Annotated in this window: 23 protein-coding genes and 3 tRNA genes; 13 read left to right on the top strand and 13 right to left on the bottom strand. The window is 67.8% G+C overall.

Going from position 1 to position 19446, the window contains the following annotated elements:
- Positions 1-87: 87 nt before the first annotated feature.
- Positions 88-160 (bottom strand) — tRNA-Arg (locus AU185_RS02650).
- 41 nt (positions 161-201) lie between these two features.
- A tRNA-Ser gene (locus tag AU185_RS02645) sits at positions 202-290 on the bottom strand.
- 84 nt (positions 291-374) lie between these two features.
- Here AU185_RS02645 and hisC point away from each other — a divergent pair.
- Both hisC and AU185_RS02635 read left to right on the top strand, forming a co-directional pair.
- Positions 375-1430: a histidinol-phosphate transaminase gene (hisC, locus tag AU185_RS02640; protein ID WP_059100740.1), complete on the top strand. Its 1056-nt coding sequence runs from the start codon at positions 375-377 to the stop codon at positions 1428-1430.
- Positions 1427-1897 (top strand): DUF4334 domain-containing protein, encoded by a 471-nt coding sequence (locus AU185_RS02635; RefSeq protein ID WP_059100739.1) that lies wholly within the window; start codon positions 1427-1429, stop codon positions 1895-1897. Before hisC ends, AU185_RS02635 begins: the two co-directional genes overlap by 4 nt.
- Before the next feature lie 74 nt (positions 1898-1971).
- Here the strand turns inward: AU185_RS02635 and AU185_RS02630 are convergent, their stop codons facing one another.
- Positions 1972-2550: a TIGR03086 family metal-binding protein gene (locus tag AU185_RS02630; RefSeq protein ID WP_059100738.1), complete on the bottom strand. Its 579-nt coding sequence runs from the start codon at positions 2548-2550 to the stop codon at positions 1972-1974.
- 40 nt (positions 2551-2590) lie between these two features.
- Between AU185_RS02630 and AU185_RS02625 the strand changes: the two genes are divergently transcribed.
- Both AU185_RS02625 and AU185_RS02620 read left to right on the top strand, forming a co-directional pair.
- A complete protein-coding gene (locus tag AU185_RS02625) occupies positions 2591-3025 on the top strand; it encodes a hypothetical protein (RefSeq protein ID WP_059100737.1) in 435 nt (144 codons plus the stop codon).
- A 50-nt stretch (positions 3026-3075) separates the two neighbouring features.
- On the top strand, positions 3076-3909 hold the full coding sequence (locus AU185_RS02620; protein WP_059100736.1) for a crotonase/enoyl-CoA hydratase family protein: 834 nt from the start codon (positions 3076-3078) through the stop codon (positions 3907-3909).
- Here the strand turns inward: AU185_RS02620 and AU185_RS02615 are convergent, their stop codons facing one another.
- Positions 3910-4821 carry an NAD-dependent epimerase/dehydratase family protein gene (locus AU185_RS02615; protein ID WP_059100735.1) on the bottom strand — a complete coding sequence of 304 codons (912 nt, stop codon included), beginning with the start codon at positions 4819-4821 and terminating at the stop codon, positions 3910-3912.
- Positions 4821-5192, bottom strand: a complete 372-nt coding sequence (locus tag AU185_RS02610; RefSeq protein WP_231740373.1) for a hypothetical protein — start codon at positions 5190-5192, stop codon at positions 4821-4823. Before AU185_RS02610 ends, AU185_RS02615 begins: the two co-directional genes overlap by 1 nt.
- A gap of 88 nt (positions 5193-5280) precedes the next feature.
- Here AU185_RS02610 and pdxR (AU185_RS02605) point away from each other — a divergent pair, with 88 nt between their 5' ends.
- Complete coding sequence (pdxR, locus tag AU185_RS02605) at positions 5281-6687, top strand: MocR-like pyridoxine biosynthesis transcription factor PdxR (RefSeq protein WP_059100802.1); 1407 nt, start codon at positions 5281-5283, stop codon at positions 6685-6687.
- On the opposite strand, the gene AU185_RS02600 is transcribed toward pdxR (AU185_RS02605), so the two are convergent.
- Positions 6669-6755: transfer RNA gene (locus tag AU185_RS02600), tRNA-Ser, on the bottom strand. The two genes, pdxR (AU185_RS02605) and AU185_RS02600, sit on opposite strands and share 19 nt — an antisense overlap.
- 48 nt (positions 6756-6803) lie before the next feature.
- Entirely contained in the window at positions 6804-7316 is a 513-nt protein-coding gene (locus AU185_RS02595) for a MarR family winged helix-turn-helix transcriptional regulator (protein ID WP_059100733.1), read from the bottom strand.
- Positions 7317-7393: 77 nt separating this feature from the next.
- Here AU185_RS02595 and AU185_RS02590 point away from each other — a divergent pair, with 77 nt between their 5' ends.
- Complete coding sequence (locus tag AU185_RS02590) at positions 7394-8368, top strand: NAD(P)H-quinone oxidoreductase (RefSeq protein WP_059100732.1); 975 nt, start codon at positions 7394-7396, stop codon at positions 8366-8368.
- 7 nt (positions 8369-8375) lie between these two features.
- Here AU185_RS02590 and AU185_RS02585 read toward each other — a convergent pair whose 3' ends face one another.
- A complete protein-coding gene (locus AU185_RS02585) occupies positions 8376-9572 on the bottom strand; it encodes a cysteine desulfurase-like protein (RefSeq protein ID WP_059100731.1) in 1197 nt (398 codons plus the stop codon).
- 293 nt (positions 9573-9865) lie between these two features.
- Between AU185_RS02585 and AU185_RS02580 the strand changes: the two genes are divergently transcribed.
- Genes AU185_RS02580 through AU185_RS02560 form a run of 5 tightly spaced genes read left to right on the top strand, consistent with a single transcriptional unit; the run spans position 9866 to position 13443 of the window.
- Positions 9866-10396 carry a bacterial proteasome activator family protein gene (locus AU185_RS02580; RefSeq protein WP_172800121.1) on the top strand — a complete coding sequence of 177 codons (531 nt, stop codon included), beginning with the start codon at positions 9866-9868 and terminating at the stop codon, positions 10394-10396.
- Positions 10397-10414: 18 nt separating this feature from the next.
- The gene (wzt, locus tag AU185_RS02575; RefSeq protein ID WP_059100729.1) at positions 10415-11209 is read left to right on the top strand and encodes a galactan export ABC transporter ATP-binding subunit Wzt/RfbE; all 795 of its coding nucleotides are present in this window, start codon (positions 10415-10417) and stop codon (positions 11207-11209) included.
- Positions 11206-12240 carry a galactofuranosyltransferase GlfT1 gene (gene glfT1, locus AU185_RS02570; protein WP_082683699.1) on the top strand — a complete coding sequence of 345 codons (1035 nt, stop codon included), beginning with the start codon at positions 11206-11208 and terminating at the stop codon, positions 12238-12240. Before wzt ends, glfT1 begins: the two co-directional genes overlap by 4 nt.
- A complete protein-coding gene (gene wzm, locus AU185_RS02565) occupies positions 12237-13067 on the top strand; it encodes a galactan export ABC transporter permease subunit Wzm/RfbD (protein ID WP_059100728.1) in 831 nt (276 codons plus the stop codon). The genes glfT1 and wzm overlap by 4 nt, the downstream gene beginning before the upstream one ends.
- A gap of 58 nt (positions 13068-13125) precedes the next feature.
- Positions 13126-13443 (top strand): TFIIB-type zinc ribbon-containing protein, encoded by a 318-nt coding sequence (locus AU185_RS02560; RefSeq protein ID WP_059100727.1) that lies wholly within the window; start codon positions 13126-13128, stop codon positions 13441-13443.
- Positions 13444-13448: 5 nt separating this feature from the next.
- Here AU185_RS02560 and AU185_RS02555 read toward each other — a convergent pair whose 3' ends face one another.
- Together AU185_RS02555 and AU185_RS02550 are read right to left on the bottom strand one after the other, a co-directional pair.
- Positions 13449-14207 carry a phosphotransferase family protein gene (locus AU185_RS02555; protein WP_059100726.1) on the bottom strand — a complete coding sequence of 253 codons (759 nt, stop codon included), beginning with the start codon at positions 14205-14207 and terminating at the stop codon, positions 13449-13451.
- Positions 14208-14234: 27 nt separating this feature from the next.
- Positions 14235-14717, bottom strand: coding sequence for a carboxymuconolactone decarboxylase family protein (locus AU185_RS02550; RefSeq protein ID WP_059100725.1), 483 nt, complete (start codon positions 14715-14717; stop codon positions 14235-14237).
- Positions 14718-14766: 49 nt separating this feature from the next.
- Here AU185_RS02550 and pdxR (AU185_RS02545) point away from each other — a divergent pair, with 49 nt between their 5' ends.
- Positions 14767-16188 (top strand): MocR-like pyridoxine biosynthesis transcription factor PdxR, encoded by a 1422-nt coding sequence (pdxR, locus tag AU185_RS02545; protein WP_059100724.1) that lies wholly within the window; start codon positions 14767-14769, stop codon positions 16186-16188.
- Between the two features lie 50 nt (positions 16189-16238).
- Positions 16239-16637 (top strand): GtrA family protein, encoded by a 399-nt coding sequence (locus tag AU185_RS02540; protein ID WP_059100800.1) that lies wholly within the window; start codon positions 16239-16241, stop codon positions 16635-16637.
- 9 nt (positions 16638-16646) lie between these two features.
- Here the strand turns inward: AU185_RS02540 and AU185_RS02535 are convergent, their stop codons facing one another.
- The 3 genes from AU185_RS02535 to AU185_RS02525 are packed head-to-tail and all read right to left on the bottom strand — an operon-like array spanning position 16647 to position 19350.
- Positions 16647-16958: an ESX-1 secretion-associated protein gene (locus AU185_RS02535; RefSeq protein WP_059100723.1), complete on the bottom strand. Its 312-nt coding sequence runs from the start codon at positions 16956-16958 to the stop codon at positions 16647-16649.
- Positions 16955-17524 (bottom strand): LppA family lipoprotein, encoded by a 570-nt coding sequence (locus tag AU185_RS02530; protein WP_059100722.1) that lies wholly within the window; start codon positions 17522-17524, stop codon positions 16955-16957. Before AU185_RS02530 ends, AU185_RS02535 begins: the two co-directional genes overlap by 4 nt.
- Entirely contained in the window at positions 17521-19350 is a 1830-nt protein-coding gene (locus tag AU185_RS02525) for an alpha/beta hydrolase (protein WP_059100721.1), read from the bottom strand. The genes AU185_RS02530 and AU185_RS02525 overlap by 4 nt, the downstream gene beginning before the upstream one ends.
- Positions 19351-19446 lie beyond the last annotated feature (96 nt).

Below are 19446 nucleotides of genomic sequence, written 5' to 3'. Positions count from 1 at the left end.
TAACTGTCAACCATCAGCCGAAACACTGTCGCCCATCAACCGAAGACGAAATGTCAAGCCTCAACCGCACTAATACACAAGAAAAAGCGCGCCCGAAGGGATTCGAACCCCTAACCTTCTGATCCGTAGTCAGATGCTCTATCCGTTGAGCTACGGGCGCCTGGTCAATCTTGAGTTGTGTGGCTGACGGGTCAGCCGCGGCGGAGGCGAGAGGATTTGAACCTCCGGTCGCCTTTGAGGGCGACAACTCATTAGCAGTGAGCCCCATTCGGCCGCTCTGGCACGCCTCCTCGACGATTACCGCCGATCCGACAGCGTACACATCGGCCACCGCGCGAGGCAAAGCGCATTCGCCCGACCCATAAACTGGTGCGGTGACCGTCCGGCTGCGCCCCGAACTGGCTGATCTGCCTGCGTACACCCCCGGCAGAACCGTTCCCGGCGCGATCAAGATCGCCAGCAACGAGACGGTGCATCCGCCGCTGCCGAGCGTGCGGGCTGCGATCGAGAAGGCCGCCGGCAACATCAACCGCTATCCCGACAACGGTTACGTCGAACTCAAGGAGCGGCTCGCCAAACACGTCAACTTCGCTCCCGAGCACATCGCGGTCGGCTGCGGATCGGTCAGCTTGTGCCAGCAGCTGATCCAGATCACCTCGACCGTCGGCGACGAGGTGTTGTTCGGCTGGCGCAGCTTCGAGATCTATCCGCTGCAGGTGCGCACGGCAGGGGCGACCGCCGTGCCGGTGCCGCTGACCGACCACACGCACGACCTCGACGCGATGCTCGCCGCGATCACCGACCGCACCCGGTTGATCTTCGTGTGCAATCCGAACAACCCGACCTCCACCGTCGTCGAGCCGGCCGCGCTCGCCAGTTTCGTCGCGGCGGTGCCGCCGCACATCCTGATCGCGCTCGACGAGGCCTACGTCGAATACATCCGCGCGCCCATGCTGCCGGACAGCTTCGGCCTGGTCCGCGCACACCCGAACCTTGTTGTCTTACGGACGTTTTCGAAAGCATATGGGCTGGCCGGGCTGCGCATCGGCTACGCGGTCGGCGACCCGGACGTCATCACCGCGCTCGGCAAGGTGTACGTCCCGTTCACCGCGACCAGCATCTCCCAGGCCGCCGCGATCGCGTCCCTGGATGCCGCCGACGAATTGCTCGAGCGCACCGATGCGGTCGTCGCCGAACGGGTCCGCGTCACGGCGGCACTGCGTGAGGCCGGCTACACGGTGCCGGACTCGCAGGCCAACTTCGTGTGGCTGCCGATGCCAGGGCGCGCTCAAGAGTTCGCTGAGGCGTCGGCGGACCACCGCATCATCGTGCGGCCCTACGGCGACGACGGGGTGCGTGTCACCGTCGCCGCGACGCACGAGAACGACGCGTTCATCGAGTTCGCCCGCCAGTGGAAAGGAAACACATGACTTCGACGCGCACTGCCCGCGAGACGTTCACCGACCTCACGAAGCGCAGCGGCCAGATCTCGGACGCCGAACTCGACGAGTTCTGGGCCACGCTGCAGCCGGCCACCATCGACTTCATGATCGGCGAGTGGAAAGGCGGCGAGTTTCACACCGGCCACAAGGCCAACGGCTTCATGGAGCGACTCAACTGGTTCGGCAAGACGTTCGTGTCGGCCACCGACGCCAAGCCGCTGGTGTGCCTCGACGACGACGGCAACAAGTTCTCCAACACCGAAGCCATGAAGGGCGAGGCGAGCTTGTGGATGGAGGAGTTTCGCGGCGAGGTGGTCGCGTCGATGGTCTACGACGGCGCTCCGGTGCATGACCACTTCAAGGTCGTCGACGAGAACGCCGTCGTCGGAATCATGAACGGCAAGGGCGCCCTCGATGAGGGCAGGCACCTGTACTTCTACCTCGAGCGGGTGTAATCGTCGCGATGCTAGGGACGAGATTGCGCTGAGGGCTGTTGGTTGTGACCACAGCCCTGCTTGCAATCTCGACGCTAGGCGCGGCGGCCGGTGTACGCGAGCAAGCGCGTCAGCGCATCGGCCTCGTCGGCGACTTCGAGCGGGTCGTCGAAGCCGACGTTGACGCGACCCTCCGGCGTGATGATCTTGCGCGCCAACCCCAGCACGTAGTCGGACAACGACTCCGGAGCGTCGACCTCACGCCCGACCGCCTCGGCGTAATCCCAAGCGTGCACGAGGAACTCGAGCGACAGCACACCGACCATCACCTTGGCGGGAGCCTCGTTTCCGCCGAACTCAACCGTGCCGTCCAGGCCGCGGCGCTGCCAGGCGTCGAGCGCGGGCCGCGCCGCCAACACCACCTGCTGCTCGACGGACGCGTCGCGGTCGCGCTCACCGAATTCGGCGCCGGCCATCCCGCCGATGATGGTGATCGAGTTGAGCAGGTGGTCGGTCAGCGCGGCGACGTCGAACTCCCGGCACGGCGTCTGCTTGTGCAGATCGTCGGCGGCGATGCCGTGCAGGACGTGCTGCAACACGGCGAACGACTTCTCCGCGCTGCGCAGTTCGTCGGTTGGTGGCGAATCGGGTCCTGGGCGCAAGTCCTCGGGCATGCCGCCACGCTACGTCGCCGTTGGGCATATCGTTGCCGGGATGAGGACGCGCGTGCGAGTTGCGGCGGCGATGCTGGTGTTCGTCGGCGTCACGACGGCATGCCAGCGCACGACGGAGGGTTCCGTCGCGATGACCACCGAACCGGGGCCGCCGTTGACCTCTCCGGCGCCGACGGCGATGCCGTCGATTCCCGGTCTGCCCGACTTCGAGATTCCCGGCCTACCGCTGCCGACCCGTGACACCGACGTCCCGGTCGTCCCGCCTCCCCCGAACGCCGTGTCGATGACGTGCGAGGAGTTCAACGGGCTCGACGAGGCGACCCGGCTTGCCGTGATCCGCGCGATCCTCGAGCAGGAGAACAACCCGTTGGGGCCCAACGGGGAGGGCATCGGCCAGATGCTCGCCGAGGCCGCCTGCCAGTTCCTGCCCAGCGCCACGGTGAGCGAGATCCTGCTGGGCAAGCCGCCGCCGTAGACCGGGTCTTCGCGCAAGCGCCCATTCGTGACGAACTAGCGTGTTGCCCCATGGGTCTTGAAACCGGTGCTTACGAATCGCTCACCGTCGACATCTCCGATCACGTCGCGCGGGTGACGTTGACCGGTCCCGGCAAGGGCAATGCCATGGGGCCCGCGTTCTGGGCCGAGATGCCCGAGGTGTTCGCCGAACTCGACGCCGACCGCGAGGTGCGCGCGATCGTACTGACCGGCTCGGGCAAGCACTTCAGCTACGGGCTCGACCTGCCCGCGATGGGCGGAACGCTCTCAGGCGTGCTGTCCGGGGGTGCGAGCGCCCGGCCGCGCGCCGAATTCCACGCGACGGTCCTACGCATGCAGGGCGCGATCAGCGCGGTCGCCGACTGCCGAACGCCGACGATCGCCTCGGTGCACGGCTGGTGCATCGGCGGCGGGGTCGATCTGATCTCGGCGGTCGACATCAGATACGCCAGCGCCGACGCCAAGTTCTCAGTGCGCGAGATCAAGCTCGCGATGGTGGCCGACGTCGGCAGCCTGGCCAGGTTGCCGCTGATCCTCAACGACGGGCACTTGCGCGAACTCGCGTTGACGGGCAAGGACATCGACGCGGCGCGTGCGGAGAAGATCGGGTTGGTCAACGACGTATACGACGATGCCGAGGCGTCCCTGGCCGCCGCGCACCGGACCGCCGCCGAGATCGCCGCCAACCCTCCGCTGACCGTCGCCGGCGTGAAGGACGTGCTCGACCAGCAGCGCATCGCCCGCGTTTCGGAGAGCCTGCGTTACGTCGCCGCGTGGAACTCCGCGTTCCTCCCGTCGCAGGACCTGACCGAGGGGATCAGCGCGACGTTCGAGAAGCGGCCGCCGAACTTCACCGGGGATTAGTCAGACCCGGGGAATGGGCGTCCAACCCAGTTCGTCCTTGGCCTTGGCGTTCGACAGCGGCAACCACGTATCGCCGAATGCGGTCACCCCGTACGGTGCGACGAGCTTGACCACACTGCGCGGAATGCGCAGTTGCCGAGGCCGCCCCAACTTGGCGGCCAGTTCCCGGGTGTAGTCGTTGAACGACTGCGGGCGGTCGTCGACGATGTTGTAGATCTGCCCGCCGCGGCCGCGGTCGAGCGCGTCCGCGGTGGCCTTGGCGACGTCGTCGATGTGCACCCAGGACACGATCCCCGAGCCGCCCATGTCCAACCCCACGCGCCACTTCGCCATCCGCGCGAAGGTCTCGTCGTGCGGTACGGCCGGCCCGTAGAAGGCGCCGTAGCGCAACACGATTCCCTCCGTATCGCTGTGTTCGCCGGAGGCCAGGACCTTCTGCTCCATCCCGCGTAGCGCCGCCAGCATCGCAGCACCGCCGGGTGGAGGCGGGCCGGGATACGGATCGCTCTCGTCCATGAGTGCGGGCCCGGTGGTCGGGTAGCCGTAGGCGAAGATCACGGACTCGGCGACGACGCGCCGCACACCGGCACGCTGCGCCGCCGCCAGGAGGTTGGGCGCGCCGGTTCCCCACAGCTTTCGCGCGGGCTCGAAGTCCCTGAGGCGCATCGGCCCCCGCTTGGGCAGTGTGGTCAGCAGCGACACCACCACTTCGGGACCGATGTCTGCCACCACCTTGTCGACGGCGTCGGCATCGAAAACGTCGGCCACCACCGGTTTGGCGCCCGTCGCTGCGATCTGTGAAGTCTTCGACTGCGACCGGGTCAGCCCGGCGACCTCGTGGCCGCGGAAGTTCAACTCCCGCAACAGCGGAAGCCCCGGTACGCTCGTCGCGCCGGCAACCAGTACACGCATCAGCGCCCTCCTTTTTCAGCAACTATGTTGACGCGCAATGCGATTGCCAGGATCACGGTGGTCGCCACCAGGCCACCGGCCTCCAGCCAGCCGATCCAGTCGCCCGCGCCGTGGTGTGGGTCGATGAGGTGGCTGAGCGCGTGCAGCGCCCAGTGCAGTGTCGCGAATGCCAGCGCGGGCGTGCGCCAGGTCGGCCACCGCACCGCGGCGAGCAGCATGAGCCCCTGCGGCACCTCGAAGGTGGCGTTGTCGAAGATGTAGTGATCGTTGCGCGAGCCGAAGTTGCCGAGCGTATCGAAGAAGACGCCCGGCGCGAACATCATGAACAGCCCCAGCGCCAGGGCGTACAGCCCGAAGACGATGAGAGTCACCTCAACGAACCCGGCCCTTGTGCGCGTCGGTGTCGTTGTCATACCGTCACGCTAGTTCGTTACTGGCCTCAAGATAGGCACCACTTCCATGGCGAAATCGGGTACCACTTCCGGACCCGAGCTGTTGCTGGAACTGGACCGCACCGCCAGCGATCCGCTGCACCGCCAACTCACCGACGGGCTGCGGGCGGCCATCCGGACGGGCCGCCTTGCACCGGGGACACGGCTGCCCTCGAGTCGGGTGCTGGCCGTCGACCTCGGCGTCTCCCGTCGACTGGTGGTCGACGCCTACAGCCAACTCGTCGCCGAGGGCTTTCTGCTCGGCAGGCACGGGTCGGGCACCGTGGTCGCCACGGTCGACACCGTGAACATGCCCATCGGTGATGCGCGGGGGCCGACGACGCGCTACGACGTCGACTTCCTGCCGGGATCGCCGGATCTGCGGAGTTTCCCGCGGGAAGCCTGGCTGCGGGCCCTGCGGCAGGGCCTCGCTGAGATCGGCTCGGACGCATTCGGCTACGTGGCGCCGCAGGGGCTGTTCGCGGCGAGGGTTGCTGTCGCCGACTACCTACGTCGCGTCCGAGCCGTACACGCCGACCCGCACCACATCGTGCTGTGCTCAGGGGCCACCCAGGCCGTGGCACTGCTGGCCCAGTCGCTGCCGGCGACCTCGCTGGCGATGGAGGACCCTGGCTTCTGGTTGCATCGAATGGTGCTGCGCAACAACGGGATCGAGCCGATACCCGTTCCCGTAGACGACGATGGGCTCGACGTCGGCGCCCTGGCCGACAGCGGCGCCGACGCCGTGCTCGCCACCCCGGCGCACCAGTCCCCGACCGGAGTCGTGCTCTCGGCCGCGCGACGGACCGAGCTGATGGACTGGGCGCGCGCCGGCCACCTGATCGTCGAGGACGACTACGACGCCGAGTACCGCTACGACCGCGCGCCCGTCGGCGCGCTACAGGGAATCGCGCCCGACCGCGTCGTCTATGTCGGCTCGACCAGCAAAACCCTGGCCCCAGGCCTTCGCATCGGCTGGATGGTCCTTCCCGCACACCTCGTCGGACCCGTGACAATGGCGAAAGGCCTTGCCGACACCGGAAGTTCGGTGATGGACCAGTTGGCGTTCGCGCAACTGCTGACCTCGGGCGGATACGACCGGCACCTACGCCAGATGCGGCGTCGCTACCTGATGCGCCGCAACGCGCTGCTGGGGGCGGTGCGCCGATACCTGCCGCGGGCGAGGGTGCTCGGTGCGGCGGCCGGTGTCCACCTGACCGTGCACTTTCCCGACGGTTTCCCGGTCGAACAGTTGGTGCAGCGGGCCGCGGCTCAACGTGTGCGCGTCGAACCCCTCGCGCCGTGCTACGCCGATCCGGCGTCGGCACCACCGGGACTGCTCCTCGGCTATGCCAACCTCACTGAGACACAGATTGATTCGGGCGTGCAGACGTTGGCGCGATGCAGCCGCATGGGCGGTGGCGGAGGGATTTGAACCCCCGGACGGTGTTAGCCGTCTCTCGCTTTCAAGGCGAGTGCATTAGGCCGCTCTGCCACGCCACCGCCGACAAGAGTACGGGGGTCCCGGCTCGGGAGCGACGGGGAGACCGCTCAGACCCGGCCGAGCTTGGCGTTCGAAGTCCCGCTCTTGAGCCCAACGCTGATCCGCCTGCAGTTCTCGCCCATCGCCGCGACCTGGGGCCGCGACAGCCGGTCGAGAAAATGTGCGCGGACGCCCTCGCCGTAAGTGGTCATGGCCTGTCGCACTGCGGCCTGGCCGTCCTCGGTGATGCTGGCCAGTACGCCACGGCCGTCGTCGGGACTCGCGCCACGGCGCACCAGCCCCTGCAGTTCCAGCCGGCGAATCTGCCGGGTGACCCGGCTCGGTAGCGACATCAACCCGTCCGCGAGGTCCCCCATGCGGGCCGACCCGGTCGCGGACTTGTCCAGCATGTCCAGCAACCGCACGTCGTTCAGCGTGAGGTGGTGCGTGTCCACGAGCGAGCGGTTCAGCGTCGCATACAGACGCAACGCCGAGTCCAAAAAGTTTTGCCAGGACCGTTGCTCAGCGATGTCCAGGCCCGGCATATCCCCCGCGGTACGTCCCGCGATAATCCCCTCCATGCGGCCATAGTAAATCCCGAGGGCATTGCTGGTCGGGGATTTGTCAGACTGTTTCGGCAGGCTATAGCGTTAGCTGGATGCACGCGATCGTGGCCGAGGCGGAAGGCCGACTGACCTGGCAGGAAGTTCCCGATATCGGGCCCACCGGCGACGAGCTACTCATCAAGGTGGCCAGCGCCGGGATCAACCGGGCGGACCTGTTGCAAGCCGCTGGGAAGTATCCGCCGCCGCCAGGCGCGAGTGAGATCCTCGGGCTCGAGGTCTCCGGAACCGTCGTCGCGACCGGCGACAGCACCGCCGGATGGTCGGTCGGACAACAGGTCTGCGCACTGCTGGCCGGCGGCGGATACGCCGAGTACGTGGCGGTCCCCGCCGGACAGGTGATGCCGCTGCCCGCGTCGGTGAGCCTGCACGAGGCCGCCGGCCTGCCCGAAGCGGCCTGCACGGTCTGGTCGAATCTGGTGATGACCGCGGGCCTGTCTGCCGGGCAGCTGCTGCTGATCCACGGCGGCGCAAGCGGCATCGGTACTCACGCCATCCAGGTGGGCCGTGCCATCGGCAGCCGGGTGGCCGTGACCGCAGGTTCGGCGCAGAAGCTCGAGCTGTGCGCCGAGTTGGGGGCCGAGGTGACGATCAACTACCGCGACGAGGACTTCGTCGAGCGGATCGGCGCCGAGGGTGGCGCCGACGTCATCCTCGACATCATGGGGGCGGCCTACCTCGACCGCAACATCGACGCGCTCGGGCCTGACGGCCGGTTGGTGGTCATCGGGATGCAGGGCGGGGTCAAGGCCGAACTCAACATCGGCAAGCTGCTCGGCAAGCGTGCCGGGGTCATCGCCACTGCGCTGCGCTCCCGTCCGGTCGACGGACGCGGGAGTAAGAGCGACGTCGTCGCCGAGGTGGTGGCGAACGTCTGGCCGATGGTCGAGAGCGGTCAGGTGCGGCCGATCATCGGGGCCGAGTACCCGGTTCACGAGGCCGGCGCGGCGCACGAACTTCTGCAGTCCGGTGAGGTTTCGGGCAAAGTCCTTCTGCGCGTGGCCGATTAACCGACGGTCAGCCCAGCGAGGCGAGCGCGCGAACCAGCTGGTCGACCTCCGCGGTGGTGGTGTAGTGCGCCAATCCCACCGTCACGGCACCGCCGACGTCATTGACGCCGATCACGTCCAGCACCCGCGAGTTCGCGTTCGATATGGCCAGAATCCCGTTGTCGGCCAGGCGCTGCACCACCCGTTCGGCGGGTACATCGCTGACCGCGAAGCTGAGCACCGGAATTCTGGATTCGGGCTGGCCGATGACCATGACGGTGGACAGCGACCGCAGCGAGATCAGCAGGTAGTCGAACAACCGGTTCATGTACAGGCTCGCCGATTGCATCGAGACCGCGAGCCGTTCGCGACGCGTGCCGTGGGCGTTCTCGTCCAGCAAGGCCAAGTACTCGATGCTCGCCACCACCCCGGCGAGCAAGCCGAATTGATGCGCGCCGACCTCCAGCCGCGAGGCCCCGATCGCATACGGATTCAACGAAACCGAGCTGAACGTGTCGATGAGGGACGGGTCGCGGAACACCAGCGCGCCGATCGGCGGCCCGCCCCATGCCAACGCGTTGACCGCCACCACGTCGGCGTCGATCTCGTCGATGTCGATCAGCTGGTAGGGCGCGGCCGCGGAATGGTCGACGACGACCAGTGCGCCCTGGTCGTGCGCCAACTTCGTCACCGCGCGCAGGTCGGTGACCGTGCCCAAAGTCGAAGAGGCAGAAGTGATTGCGACCAACCGGGTGTTGCGGGTGACCAGGCTTTCCCACTGCCAGCTTGGCAGTTCGCCGGTTTCGATGTCGACCTCGGCCCACTTCACCTTCGCCCCATAGCGATTGGCGGCCCGCAGCCACGGCGCGATGTTGGCCTCGTCGTCGAGCCGGGTGACCACCACTTCATAGCCGAGGCCGACCCGCGACGACGACGCGTCCGCCAGCGAGGTCAGCAGGATCGCGCGGTCGGCGCCCAGCACTACCCCGCGCGGATCGGCGTTGACCAGGTCGGCCACCGCCGAGCGGGCGGCTTCCAGGACGGCGGCGCTGCGTTGCGCGGACGGGTGCGGACCCACGGGCGTCGGCATCGAACCGCGGAAGGCGGTCGACACCGCACGGCCGACGCTGTCGGGCAGCAGCATGCCGTGCTGGGCATCGAAACGCACCCACCCATCGCCCAGGGACGGGTGCAAACCGCGCACCCGGGCGACGTCGTATGCCATGCCAGTCCACCTTCGAGCGTCCGTGATTTTCACAAACCGACACGATTCTGGCCGAAGCTCGGCCCGACCCGCCATGCCGGACTGGGTCTGTTGCGCAGCCATACTAGTCCAGTGAGCTTCGTCACCGGTGTGCTAATCGCGTTGTCGTTGCTGGTCAGCCCCGCAGCAACGCTCGACTGGCGCTACGGAACGGTCTGGACACCAGTGGTGAGAGGGCTCGCCGTGACCCTGGGACTAGTGTCGCTAGGTGGTTCGCGGTCGGGGGGACCGCGCCTACGAATGACGTGGATTAGATGGAACCCAGAGGGAACACCGAGGTTATGACCGACGACGACAACATCGAGATCATCAGCGGCGCGACCGGCGAGGCCGACGCCGACGAGGACAGCGACGGCAAGTCGCTGACCGACCTCGTCGAGCAACCGGCGAAGGTCATGCGGATCGGCACCATGATCAAGCAACTCCTCGAGGAGGTCCGCGCCGCCCCGCTCGACGAGGCCAGCCGCAACCGGCTCCGCGAGATCCACCGCACCAGCATCACCGAACTCGAAGACGGGCTCGCCCCTGAGCTGCGCGACGAGCTCGAACGGCTCACGCTGCCGTTCACCGACGACGGCGTGCCCTCCGACGCCGAGCTGCGCATCGCGCAGGCGCAGCTGGTCGGCTGGTTGGAGGGGTTGTTCCACGGCATCCAGACCGCGCTGTTCGCCCAGCAGATGGCCGCCCGCCAACAGCTCGAGCAGATGCGCGGTCAGGGCGCGCTGCCCCCCGGCGTGGCGGTCCGCGGTGGCCCGTCGCATCCGGGGACCGGACAGTACCTCTGATTTTCGGGTAGGAGCCGGTTGGTGGTCCCGCACATCGAGACACGCAACGCGTGGGTGGAGTTTCCGATCTTCGACGCGAAGTCGCGCTCGCTGAAGAAGGCGTTCCTCGGTAAGGCCGGCGGCGCGATCGGACGCAACGACTCCAACGTCGTGGTCATCGAGGCCCTGCGGGACATCACCATGTCGCTGGAACTCGGCGATCGGGTGGGCCTGGTGGGTCACAACGGCGCGGGCAAGTCGACGCTGCTGCGACTGCTGTCGGGCATCTACGAGCCGACCCGCGGCGTGGCGACGGTAACCGGCCGGGTGGCGCCGGTGTTCGACCTGGGCGTCGGGATGGACCCGGAGATCTCGGGGTTCGAGAACATCATCATCCGCGGGCTGTTCCTCGGACAGACCCGCAAGCAGATGCTGGCAAAGGTCGACGAGATCGCGGAGTTCACCGAACTCGGCGATTACCTGTCGATGCCGTTGCGCACGTATTCCACCGGTATGCGGGTGCGTCTCGCGATGGGTGTGGTGACGAGCATCGACCCGGAGATTCTGCTGCTCGACGAGGGTATCGGCGCGGTGGACGCCGAGTTCTTGAAGAAGGCGCAGACCCGGTTGGCCGAGCTCGTCGAGCGCTCCGGAATCCTGGTGTTCGCCAGCCACTCCAACGAATTCCTGGCCCGGCTCTGCAACACCGCGATGTGGATCGACCACGGCACGGTCAAGATGACCGGCGGGATCGAGGACGTCGTCCGCGCGTATGAGGGCGACGACGCCGCCCGGCATGTCCGGGAAGTGCTCGAAGAGACGCGCCAAGGATGACCGCCGACGAGGGCTTGCCCGAGGAGCCAACCAGCCCCGACGAGGGCTTGCCCGAGGAGCCAACCAGCCCCGTCGTGTGCGCGGTGGTGGTCACCCACCGGCGGCCCGACGACCTGGCCAAATCGCTGGAGGCGGTGTCGGCCCAGACCCGCGCGCCGGACCATCTGATCGTCGTCGACAACGACTTCTCAGACGGGGGCGACCAGCGGGTGGCCGAGCTGGTGGCCGGGCAGCCGGTACCGACCACGTATCTGGGATCACAGCGAAACCTCGGGGGCGCAGGCGGTTTCGCGTTGGGCATGCTGCACGCGCTGGCTCTGGGCGCCGATTGGGTCTGGCTGGCCGACGACGACGGCCGCCCCGCCGACTCCGAGGTGCTCGGCACGCTGCTCGAGTGCGCCTCGCGCCACGGCCTTGCCGAGGTGTCGCCGATGGTGTGCGATATGACCGACCCTGGGCGGCTGGCGTTTCCGCTGCGTCGCGGCATCGTGTGGCGCCGCCGGGTCGAGGAGTTGCGCACCGACGCCGGGGTGGATCTGCTGCCGGGCATCGCATCGCTGTTCAACGGGGCGTTGTTCGCCGCCGGAACGCTGGACGCGGTTGGTGTGCCGGATCTGCGGCTGTTCGTGCGCGGCGACGAAACCGAACTGCACCGCAGGCTGGTTCGCTCCGGGTTGCCGTTCGGCACCTGCTTGACCGCGGTGTACCTGCACCCACAGGGCGGCGACGAGTTCAAGCCCATCCTCGGTGGGCGGATGCACACCCAGTATCCGGAAAACGCTGTTAAACGTTTCTATACCTACCGCAACCGCGGTTATCTGCTGTCCCAACCCGGGCTGCGTCGGCTGCAGTTTCAGGAATGGGCCCGTTTCGGCTGGTTCTTCCTGGTGTCACGCCGCGACCCCGCCGGCCTGATGGAGTGGATTCGGTTGCGGCGCTTGGGCCGTAAGGAGAGATTCGGCAAGCCATCACACCTGGGCGAGCGATGGGGCCACGCCCGTAGGGCAGGGGACGACGGGAAAAAGAGATGACGTTCACCGACGCCGCCGCGCAGTCGAGGACGATGGGCCGGGCGTGGGGCGACCTGGTCGCCGGCTTCGGCAAGCGCGAACTGTGGCTGCACCTCGGCTGGCAGGACATCAAACAACGCTACCGCCGCTCGGTGCTCGGCCCGTTCTGGATCACGATCGCCACCGGCGCGACGGCCGTCGCGATGGGCCTGCTGTACTCGAAGCTGTTCAAACTCGAACTGGCCGAACACCTTCCGTACGTCACCCTCGGGCTGATCGTGTGGAACCTGATCAATGCGGCGATCTTGGAGGGCGCCGACGTGTTCGTCGCCAACGAGGGGCTGATCAAGCAGCTGCCGACCCCGCTGTCGGTGCACGTGTATCGGCTGGTGTGGCGGCAGATGATCCTGTTCGCGCACAACATGATCATCTTCGTGATCATCGCGATGATCTACCCCAAGCCGTGGAAGTGGACCGATCTGGCGGTCATTCCGGCGCTGGGGCTGATCGTGCTCAACTGCATCTGGGTGTCGCTGTGCTTCGGCATCCTGGCGACCCGCTACCGCGACATCAGCCCCCTGCTGAACAGCCTGGTGCAACTGCTGTTCTTCATGACGCCGATCATCTGGAACGAGTCCACCCTGCAGCAGCAGGGCGCGGCTCAGTACGCGAAGGTCGTCGAACTCAACCCGCTGCTGCACTATCTCGACATCGTGCGTGCGCCGCTGCTCGGCGCCGACCAGGAATTACGGCACTGGGTGGTGGTGCTCGTGCTGACGGTGATCGGCTGGATACTCGCGGCGTTTGCGATGCGCCAGTACCGGGCCCGCGTCCCGTACTGGGTTTGATTCTCCTGCGCGAGGCACCCTGCGGAACCTAGGGCGCCGCCGCGTCCGTTATGGACATATGAGCATCCCGCCATATCAACCACCGTCGTCCACACCGCAGAGCGCCGGCGGCACGTTGACGTGCCCGAAGTGTGCGGGCTCGATGCGCACATACGAACGCAACGGCATCCACCTCGAGCAGTGCGACACCTGCCGGGGCATCTTCCTCGACTTCGGCGAACTCGAGTCGCTCACCCAGATGGAGAACCGGTTCGTGCAGTCCCCGCCGCCCCCGCCGCCCGTTCAGCCGGGCTACGGCTACGGGCCCGGTTGGGGTCACCGCGGCAACAAGTACTACCGCAAGCAGGGGTTCGGCCGGCTGTTCTTCTCCAGCTAGCCCGGCTACCCCATCCGCGCGCAGGCGGCCAGCAGCAGGTCGTCGTCGGGATGATGGGCGGCGGCCTGCACGACGGCGGCGCGCGCGAACGGTTCGAGCACCGGCCACGGGTCATCGTGGGGCAGTGCGGGACCGCCCGCGCCACGGTAGGCGTCGACGAAGCGGGTCCAGTCGTCGTCGGGAATCAGGCCCGCCGCCCAGAACCCGGCCGGCCGGGCGAGGTCCCATGCCGGGTCACCCGAGCCGAGGTCGTCGATGTCGATGAGCATCCACGGGGCGTCCGCGCGCTGACGACCGAGCTGGCCCAGATGGAAGTCGCCGTGCACCAGCGTCACCGGACGGTTCGGCGACCCGGCGCGCCAGACCGCGTCTGGCAGGCCGGCCGCCGCCCGGCGCACCGTCGGGTCGCCGTCCTTGCGCAACGTTTCAACCGCCCGCCGCATCCGCTGCGGCCAACCGTGCGGCGGCACCCGCGGCGGGCGCGATTCCGAGTGCAACCGGGCCAGCAGCTGCCCGGCCTCGGCCCACGGTAAGCAATCGGGTTGCTGGGCAACGGTTTCCACCCACGGCCACCGGGTCCTCCATCGGTCGCCCACCGGCTCGGGGACCGGCTGCAGCGGTGAGAGCAGACAGTCCGAACGGGCGGCGATCCGCAACCGGGCTGTCAGCGCGCGGGGGTCGGTACCCGGCCGGTGCAGCTTGTAGACGACGGCATCGGAACCGACGCCATCGACGACGATCTGCGCACCGGACGGGGTCTGCACGCCTGAAACGGTATTAGGGATTGACCGTCATCTGCGCCGTGGCGGTTGCTGAACGATGGCGGCGTTGATGCGGTTCCACGCGTTGATGGTGACCGCCATCGCGACGACCTGTCCCAGTTCGCGCTCGGAGAACACCTCGGCGGCTTGTGCGTACACGTCATCAGGCACGGGGCCGTCCCGCAGGTCGGTGACCGCCTCGGTCAGTGCCAGGGCCGCGCGCTCACGCTCGGAGAACAGCCCGCCGGCCTCTCGCCATGCGGCCAGCAGATCGATCTTCTGCTCGTCGACGCCGTGCTTGCGCGCATCGCGGGTGTGCATGTCGAGGCAGAACGCGCAGTGGTTCATCTGCGACGCGCGAATCTTGATCAGCTCGCCGAGTTCGACATCGAGATCCTTGGCGGCGGCGTTGCTCAGCGTCATCATCGCGTCGAGCAACTCGGGAGATGTCTTGTAGATCTTGAGCCGGTCGGTGCTGTTGGTGGCTTCGCGGGATTCGAGTGTCTGTGTCATGGCTCCGACGCTAGTACGAAATGTCCCAGCGACATGGTTCAATTCAGGCATGACTTCGTGGGCCAATCCGGGGACGCGCGATCTCCATCTGGATCTGCGCCACCGCATCGTGCCCGGCACCCGCGGCGCACGTGACCTGCTGATCGGCGCCCTGCGCGATGCGGTGCGCTCGGGGCGGCTCGCCCCCGGCGCCGTGTTGCCGCCTTCGCGCAGTCTGGCCGGCGACCTCGGGCTGGCCCGCAACACGGTCGCCGAAGCTTATGCCGAGCTGGTCGCGGAAGGATGGCTCGCCTCGCGGCAGGGCGCAGGCACGTGGGTCCTCAACGCCGCCGGCGCAGCAGCCCCGGCGCGCCCCCGCCGCGGGATACGCACCGCACCGCGGCACAACTTCATGCCCGGATCACCAGACGTTTCGGAATTCCCCCGCGCCGAGTGGGTCGCGTCCACCCGCCGGGCGCTGGCCAACGCGCCCACCGAGGCGCTACGCATGGGTGATCCACGCGGGCGCCTGGAACTGCGCGAGGCGATCGCCGGCTACCTCGCGCGTGTGCGCGGGGTGCGCACCACCCCGGAGTCGATTGTCATCTGCGCGGGCACCCGGCACGGCGTCGAGATGCTGACGCGGGTGTTCGGCACCAGCCGGCCCATCGCTGTGGAAGCGTACGGGCTCTTCATCTTTCGCGATGCGATCGCCGCACTCGGCGGGCACACGGTGCCGATCGGCGTCGACGATCACGGCGCGGTGGTGGCCGATCTGGATGCCCTCGACGTACCCGCTGCGCTTCTGACCCCGGCCCATCACAGCCCGCTCGGTATGTCGCTTCACCCGGAGCGGCGCGCCGCGGTGGTCGAGTGGGCCCGACGCGCGAACGGTTACGTGATCGACGACGACTACGACGGCGAGTTCCGCTATGACCGCCAACCCGTTGGCGCCCTGCAGGCGCTGTGCCCGGACCGCGTCGCCTACCTCGGTTCGGCCAGCAAGAGCCTGTCGCCCGTGCTGCGACTGGGCTGGATGGTGCTGCCGGGCCAACTCGTCGAGTCGGTGCTGGCGGCCAGTGGCGGAGATCAGTTCTACGTCAACGGAATTGCGCAGCTGACGATGGCCGATTTCATTGCCGGCGGCGCCTACGACAAGCACATCCGACGCATGCGGATGCGGTACCGGCGCCGCCGGGACACCCTCGTCGAGGCGTTGGGAAGCTTCCACATCGGGATCGGCGGCCTCAACGCGGGGCTCAATCTGCTGCTGACGCTGCCCGACGGCGCCGAACCCGAGGTGCTGCAACGGGCCGGTGAGGCCGGCGTTGCGCTGCAGGGGCTTTCGATCATGCGGCATCCGCAGGCAAGTGCCGACGTGCCCGATCCCGACGGCATCATCATCGGCTTCGGCACACCGGCCAGGAATGCTTTCGCCGCGGCCGTCGACGCATTGTGTGATGTGCTCGAGTCGAGCGGGCTGGCCCGCTGACCGCATCGCCGCCGATCGCACCGTAAGCTGCCCGGGTGGCCGAGCCGCCGATGCAGCCGAACCTCAGCCTGGGCACCCAGATGGGGCGGTTCATCGTCACCGGCGGGGTGTCGGCGGTCGTCGACTTCGGGTTGTATGTCGCGTTGCTCGCCGCCGGGCTGCACGTCAATGTCGCCAAGACGGTCAGCTTCATCGCGGGCACCACGACCGCGTATCTCATCAACCGCCGGTGGACCTTTCAGGCGCCGCCGAGCGCTGCGCGGTTCATCGCCGTCTGCGTCCTCTACGCCGTCACCTATGCCGTTCAGGTCGGCATCAACTACGTGTTCTATGTGGCGTGGGACGAGAAGCCGTGGCGGGTCCCGGTCGCGTTCGTCATCGCCCAGGGCACGGCGACCGTAATCAATTTCGTGGTCCAGCGCGCGGTGATCTTCCGCCTTCAGACGTGACGGACGGCTTCACTCGCGACGGACAGCACCGTCGAGCGCTGCGCCGGCTTCGTGGTCCTGCCGGTCGTAGACATCGGCAGCGGCGCGCAACTTGTCACTGAGGTCGGTCAGGTCGGTGCGCAGACGCTGCGCCTGCGTCTCGAGGATGTCGATGAACTTCCCGAATCCGGGCGTGCCCGCCTGCTTCCACGCCGCACCTTGGGTCGAGATGCTGTCGGCCACCGCGGCGCGACTCGACGCCGCCTCGTTGGCCACCACCTGCATCTGGTCGGCGGACCGCCGAACCTCGGCGGTCACTACATTGAGATTGCCGTAGGTCATGGCGTTTTGTCTCCAGGCGAGAGTCGGCACGCGATCGTTCCGGTGATCAGCGACGCTTCGATCGAGCCGAACATCAACTCGCGCCCGTCGTCACTGGTGAACCGCACATCGTGGGCTCCCGCCGAGTTCTGCATCGCGGTGTCGGAGGTCAAGCCGGCCTCGGCGGCCAGCCGCTGCACCGCGGGCAGGGCGAGGTTCCACTCCTGGTCGGTGAACGAGTGCGGAGAAGTCAGCTTGGCGAAGTACAGCGCCACGCCCTGCCGGCCGTTCCGCTCGCAGCCGGCGCGCGACTCCTCTCTGCGCCACTCCCACGGTGCACTGGCCGGCACCAGCCGGCTGACCTCACCGCGTACGCGCTCGATCAGGTCGATCATCTGGGCTCGCGTGGCCTCGATATCGGGCAGGTCTGCGATGTCCATTGCCGGTACGTCCTCGTTCGTGATCGGGGATTCGGGTTTGTCCTGGCCGGCGCCCGAGGCGCCGTCCGCACCGCCACCGCCATTGCATCCCGCGATGACCAGCGCCGCGGTCGCCAACAAGGCCGCCAACGCGCGCGTCGTCGTCATCGAATCAACCTTTCGTCGCCGTTATCCAAAGGTACTTCCGCCAGCCCACCGGTGATGATCGCCAAGTTGTAGCCGGTGGTGCGCAGCACACCGCCGTCGTCGGATCGGGGGTAGTCGGCGTGGCTCTCCGCGCCCGCGCGCGACACATTGTCAGTGGGGCTTCTCGCCGCCTCCGAGGACAGTTGCTCCAGCGGCAGCGTCGTCGGGTTCGGCCCGAACTGCCCGAGATCACCAGCCGACGGCATCGGGATCGGCCCGAGCTTGGGGTCTCCGGAGATCCAGTCGCCCGGCGCGCTCATGACGTATGCGTGGCCGTCCTGCAAGAACATGTCGGATTCGTCGCCGATGGGACGCATCAACTCCAGCGGGACGCCATGGACGCCGGTGACCGACCCGACTTCGTCGGTGTGCCCCAGGCCCGGCGAACCGTAGAACGCCGCGTCGTCGACCACCCCGGTCTGGCCGAGCTCGTAGAGCGCCTGCGCGGTGGTGAGCGAACCGTAGGAATGCCCGAGCGCCGACAAGTGCACATCCGATCCGTGTTCGTTGGTGGCGTTGATGCCGCGGTAGAAGTCGGCGAGATCCGGCGCGGCGTCGTTGGCCCGGTTCTCGAAACCGGCCTCCAGCACCGAGATGTCCTTGCCCGGTGGTTCATAGCCGAGCCATGCGATCGTCGACACCTCCTCCCCGGGGCGCTTGGCGAGCTCGAGCTGGTTGACGGTCTCGTTGCGCAGCGCGGTGGCCTCGTTGACCATGCCCGGCAGGCTGGTCGGTCGGGTGTCGACGCCCGGCGTCGTCACGCTGACGTGTTCGGCGGTGTCGGGATTGCCGACCGCGATGGCGGCCCGGGCTTCCCTGTCTTCCGGGAACTCCAACAGCATCAGGTACTTGTTCGGGTCGTACGCGCTCTCGGTCTTGCCGTCCACCGACATCGCGGCCCTCATGGCCCTCGCATCGTTCAACCGATCCTGCCGTTCGGCCACCATCCGGTTGTACTCCGACCGCTTGATGGCCGATCCGGGGCCGGCCCCGGCGCCACCCAGGTACTCCTCGAGCGTCGGCAACTCGTCGACGGCCCGCTGCGCGTCGGCCAGTTCGCGGTCCAGCGCCGCCTTGTTGAGCTCACTGCGCACCGGGGTCGGCACCCCGTCGCGGTTCGCGATCCAGTCGGGATGTTCGGCCTTGACCTTGTCCTGCTCCTCCTGCGACAGCGCGTTCCACCACGCGTTGACGTCTTCGGGTGTGGCGCCCTCGCCCTCGGGCGGATACGGCGCAGACAGCCCCGACTGGTCACGCCCCATCTGCTGGGCGCCGGCGAAGTCGGTGGCGCCCTTCGAGGTGATGTCGCCGTCCTCGAGGTGACCGAAGACTTCGGCACAGTCGGCGTCGACGTCCTCGGCTTGGCGGATGAGCGCCTTGGCCCGCGCCTCGATGTTGTCGGCGATCGGGCGCAACTCGTCACGCATGTCCGGCGGCGCGTTGATGGTGACGTCTCCGTTGTCGGACAGGGTGAGCAGGCCGCCCTGCGCGGCGATGTCGGCGCGGATGGCGTCGAGTTCGATCTGCAGCTTCTCGACCGCCGCGGCGGTCTCCGACGCGAGTTGCTGTACGGCGCCGATCACCGCGACGTCGTCGAGCACCCGGCCGGTCGTCTCGTCGATCTTGCCGCGCGCGGCGTCCGCGGCAGGCGATTCCCACCCCGGCAGCCGGGAGATGAGCTCGAGGTCGGAGGTGACCCCCTCGATGGTCGTCAGCTCGCCGCCGAGCTCGAACGCGATGGACCGCAACGCACCCACATTCCAGGTGTCGATGTCGCTGAGCAGCATCGGCGGTGACCCCTAACAGTCGCCTGACCACGCTAACTCACCGCCACACCTGGTCCGCGCACCAATTTCCGGCTCTCCGGGACGCGACGCGCCGCA

Origin of the sequence: Mycobacterium sp. GA-0227b (assembly GCF_001499855.1) — a bacterium.
Classification (GTDB): domain Bacteria; phylum Actinomycetota; class Actinomycetes; order Mycobacteriales; family Mycobacteriaceae; genus Mycobacterium.
Note: the sequence above shows the minus strand (reverse complement) of the source record. Positions and strands in the feature narration are given on the sequence as shown.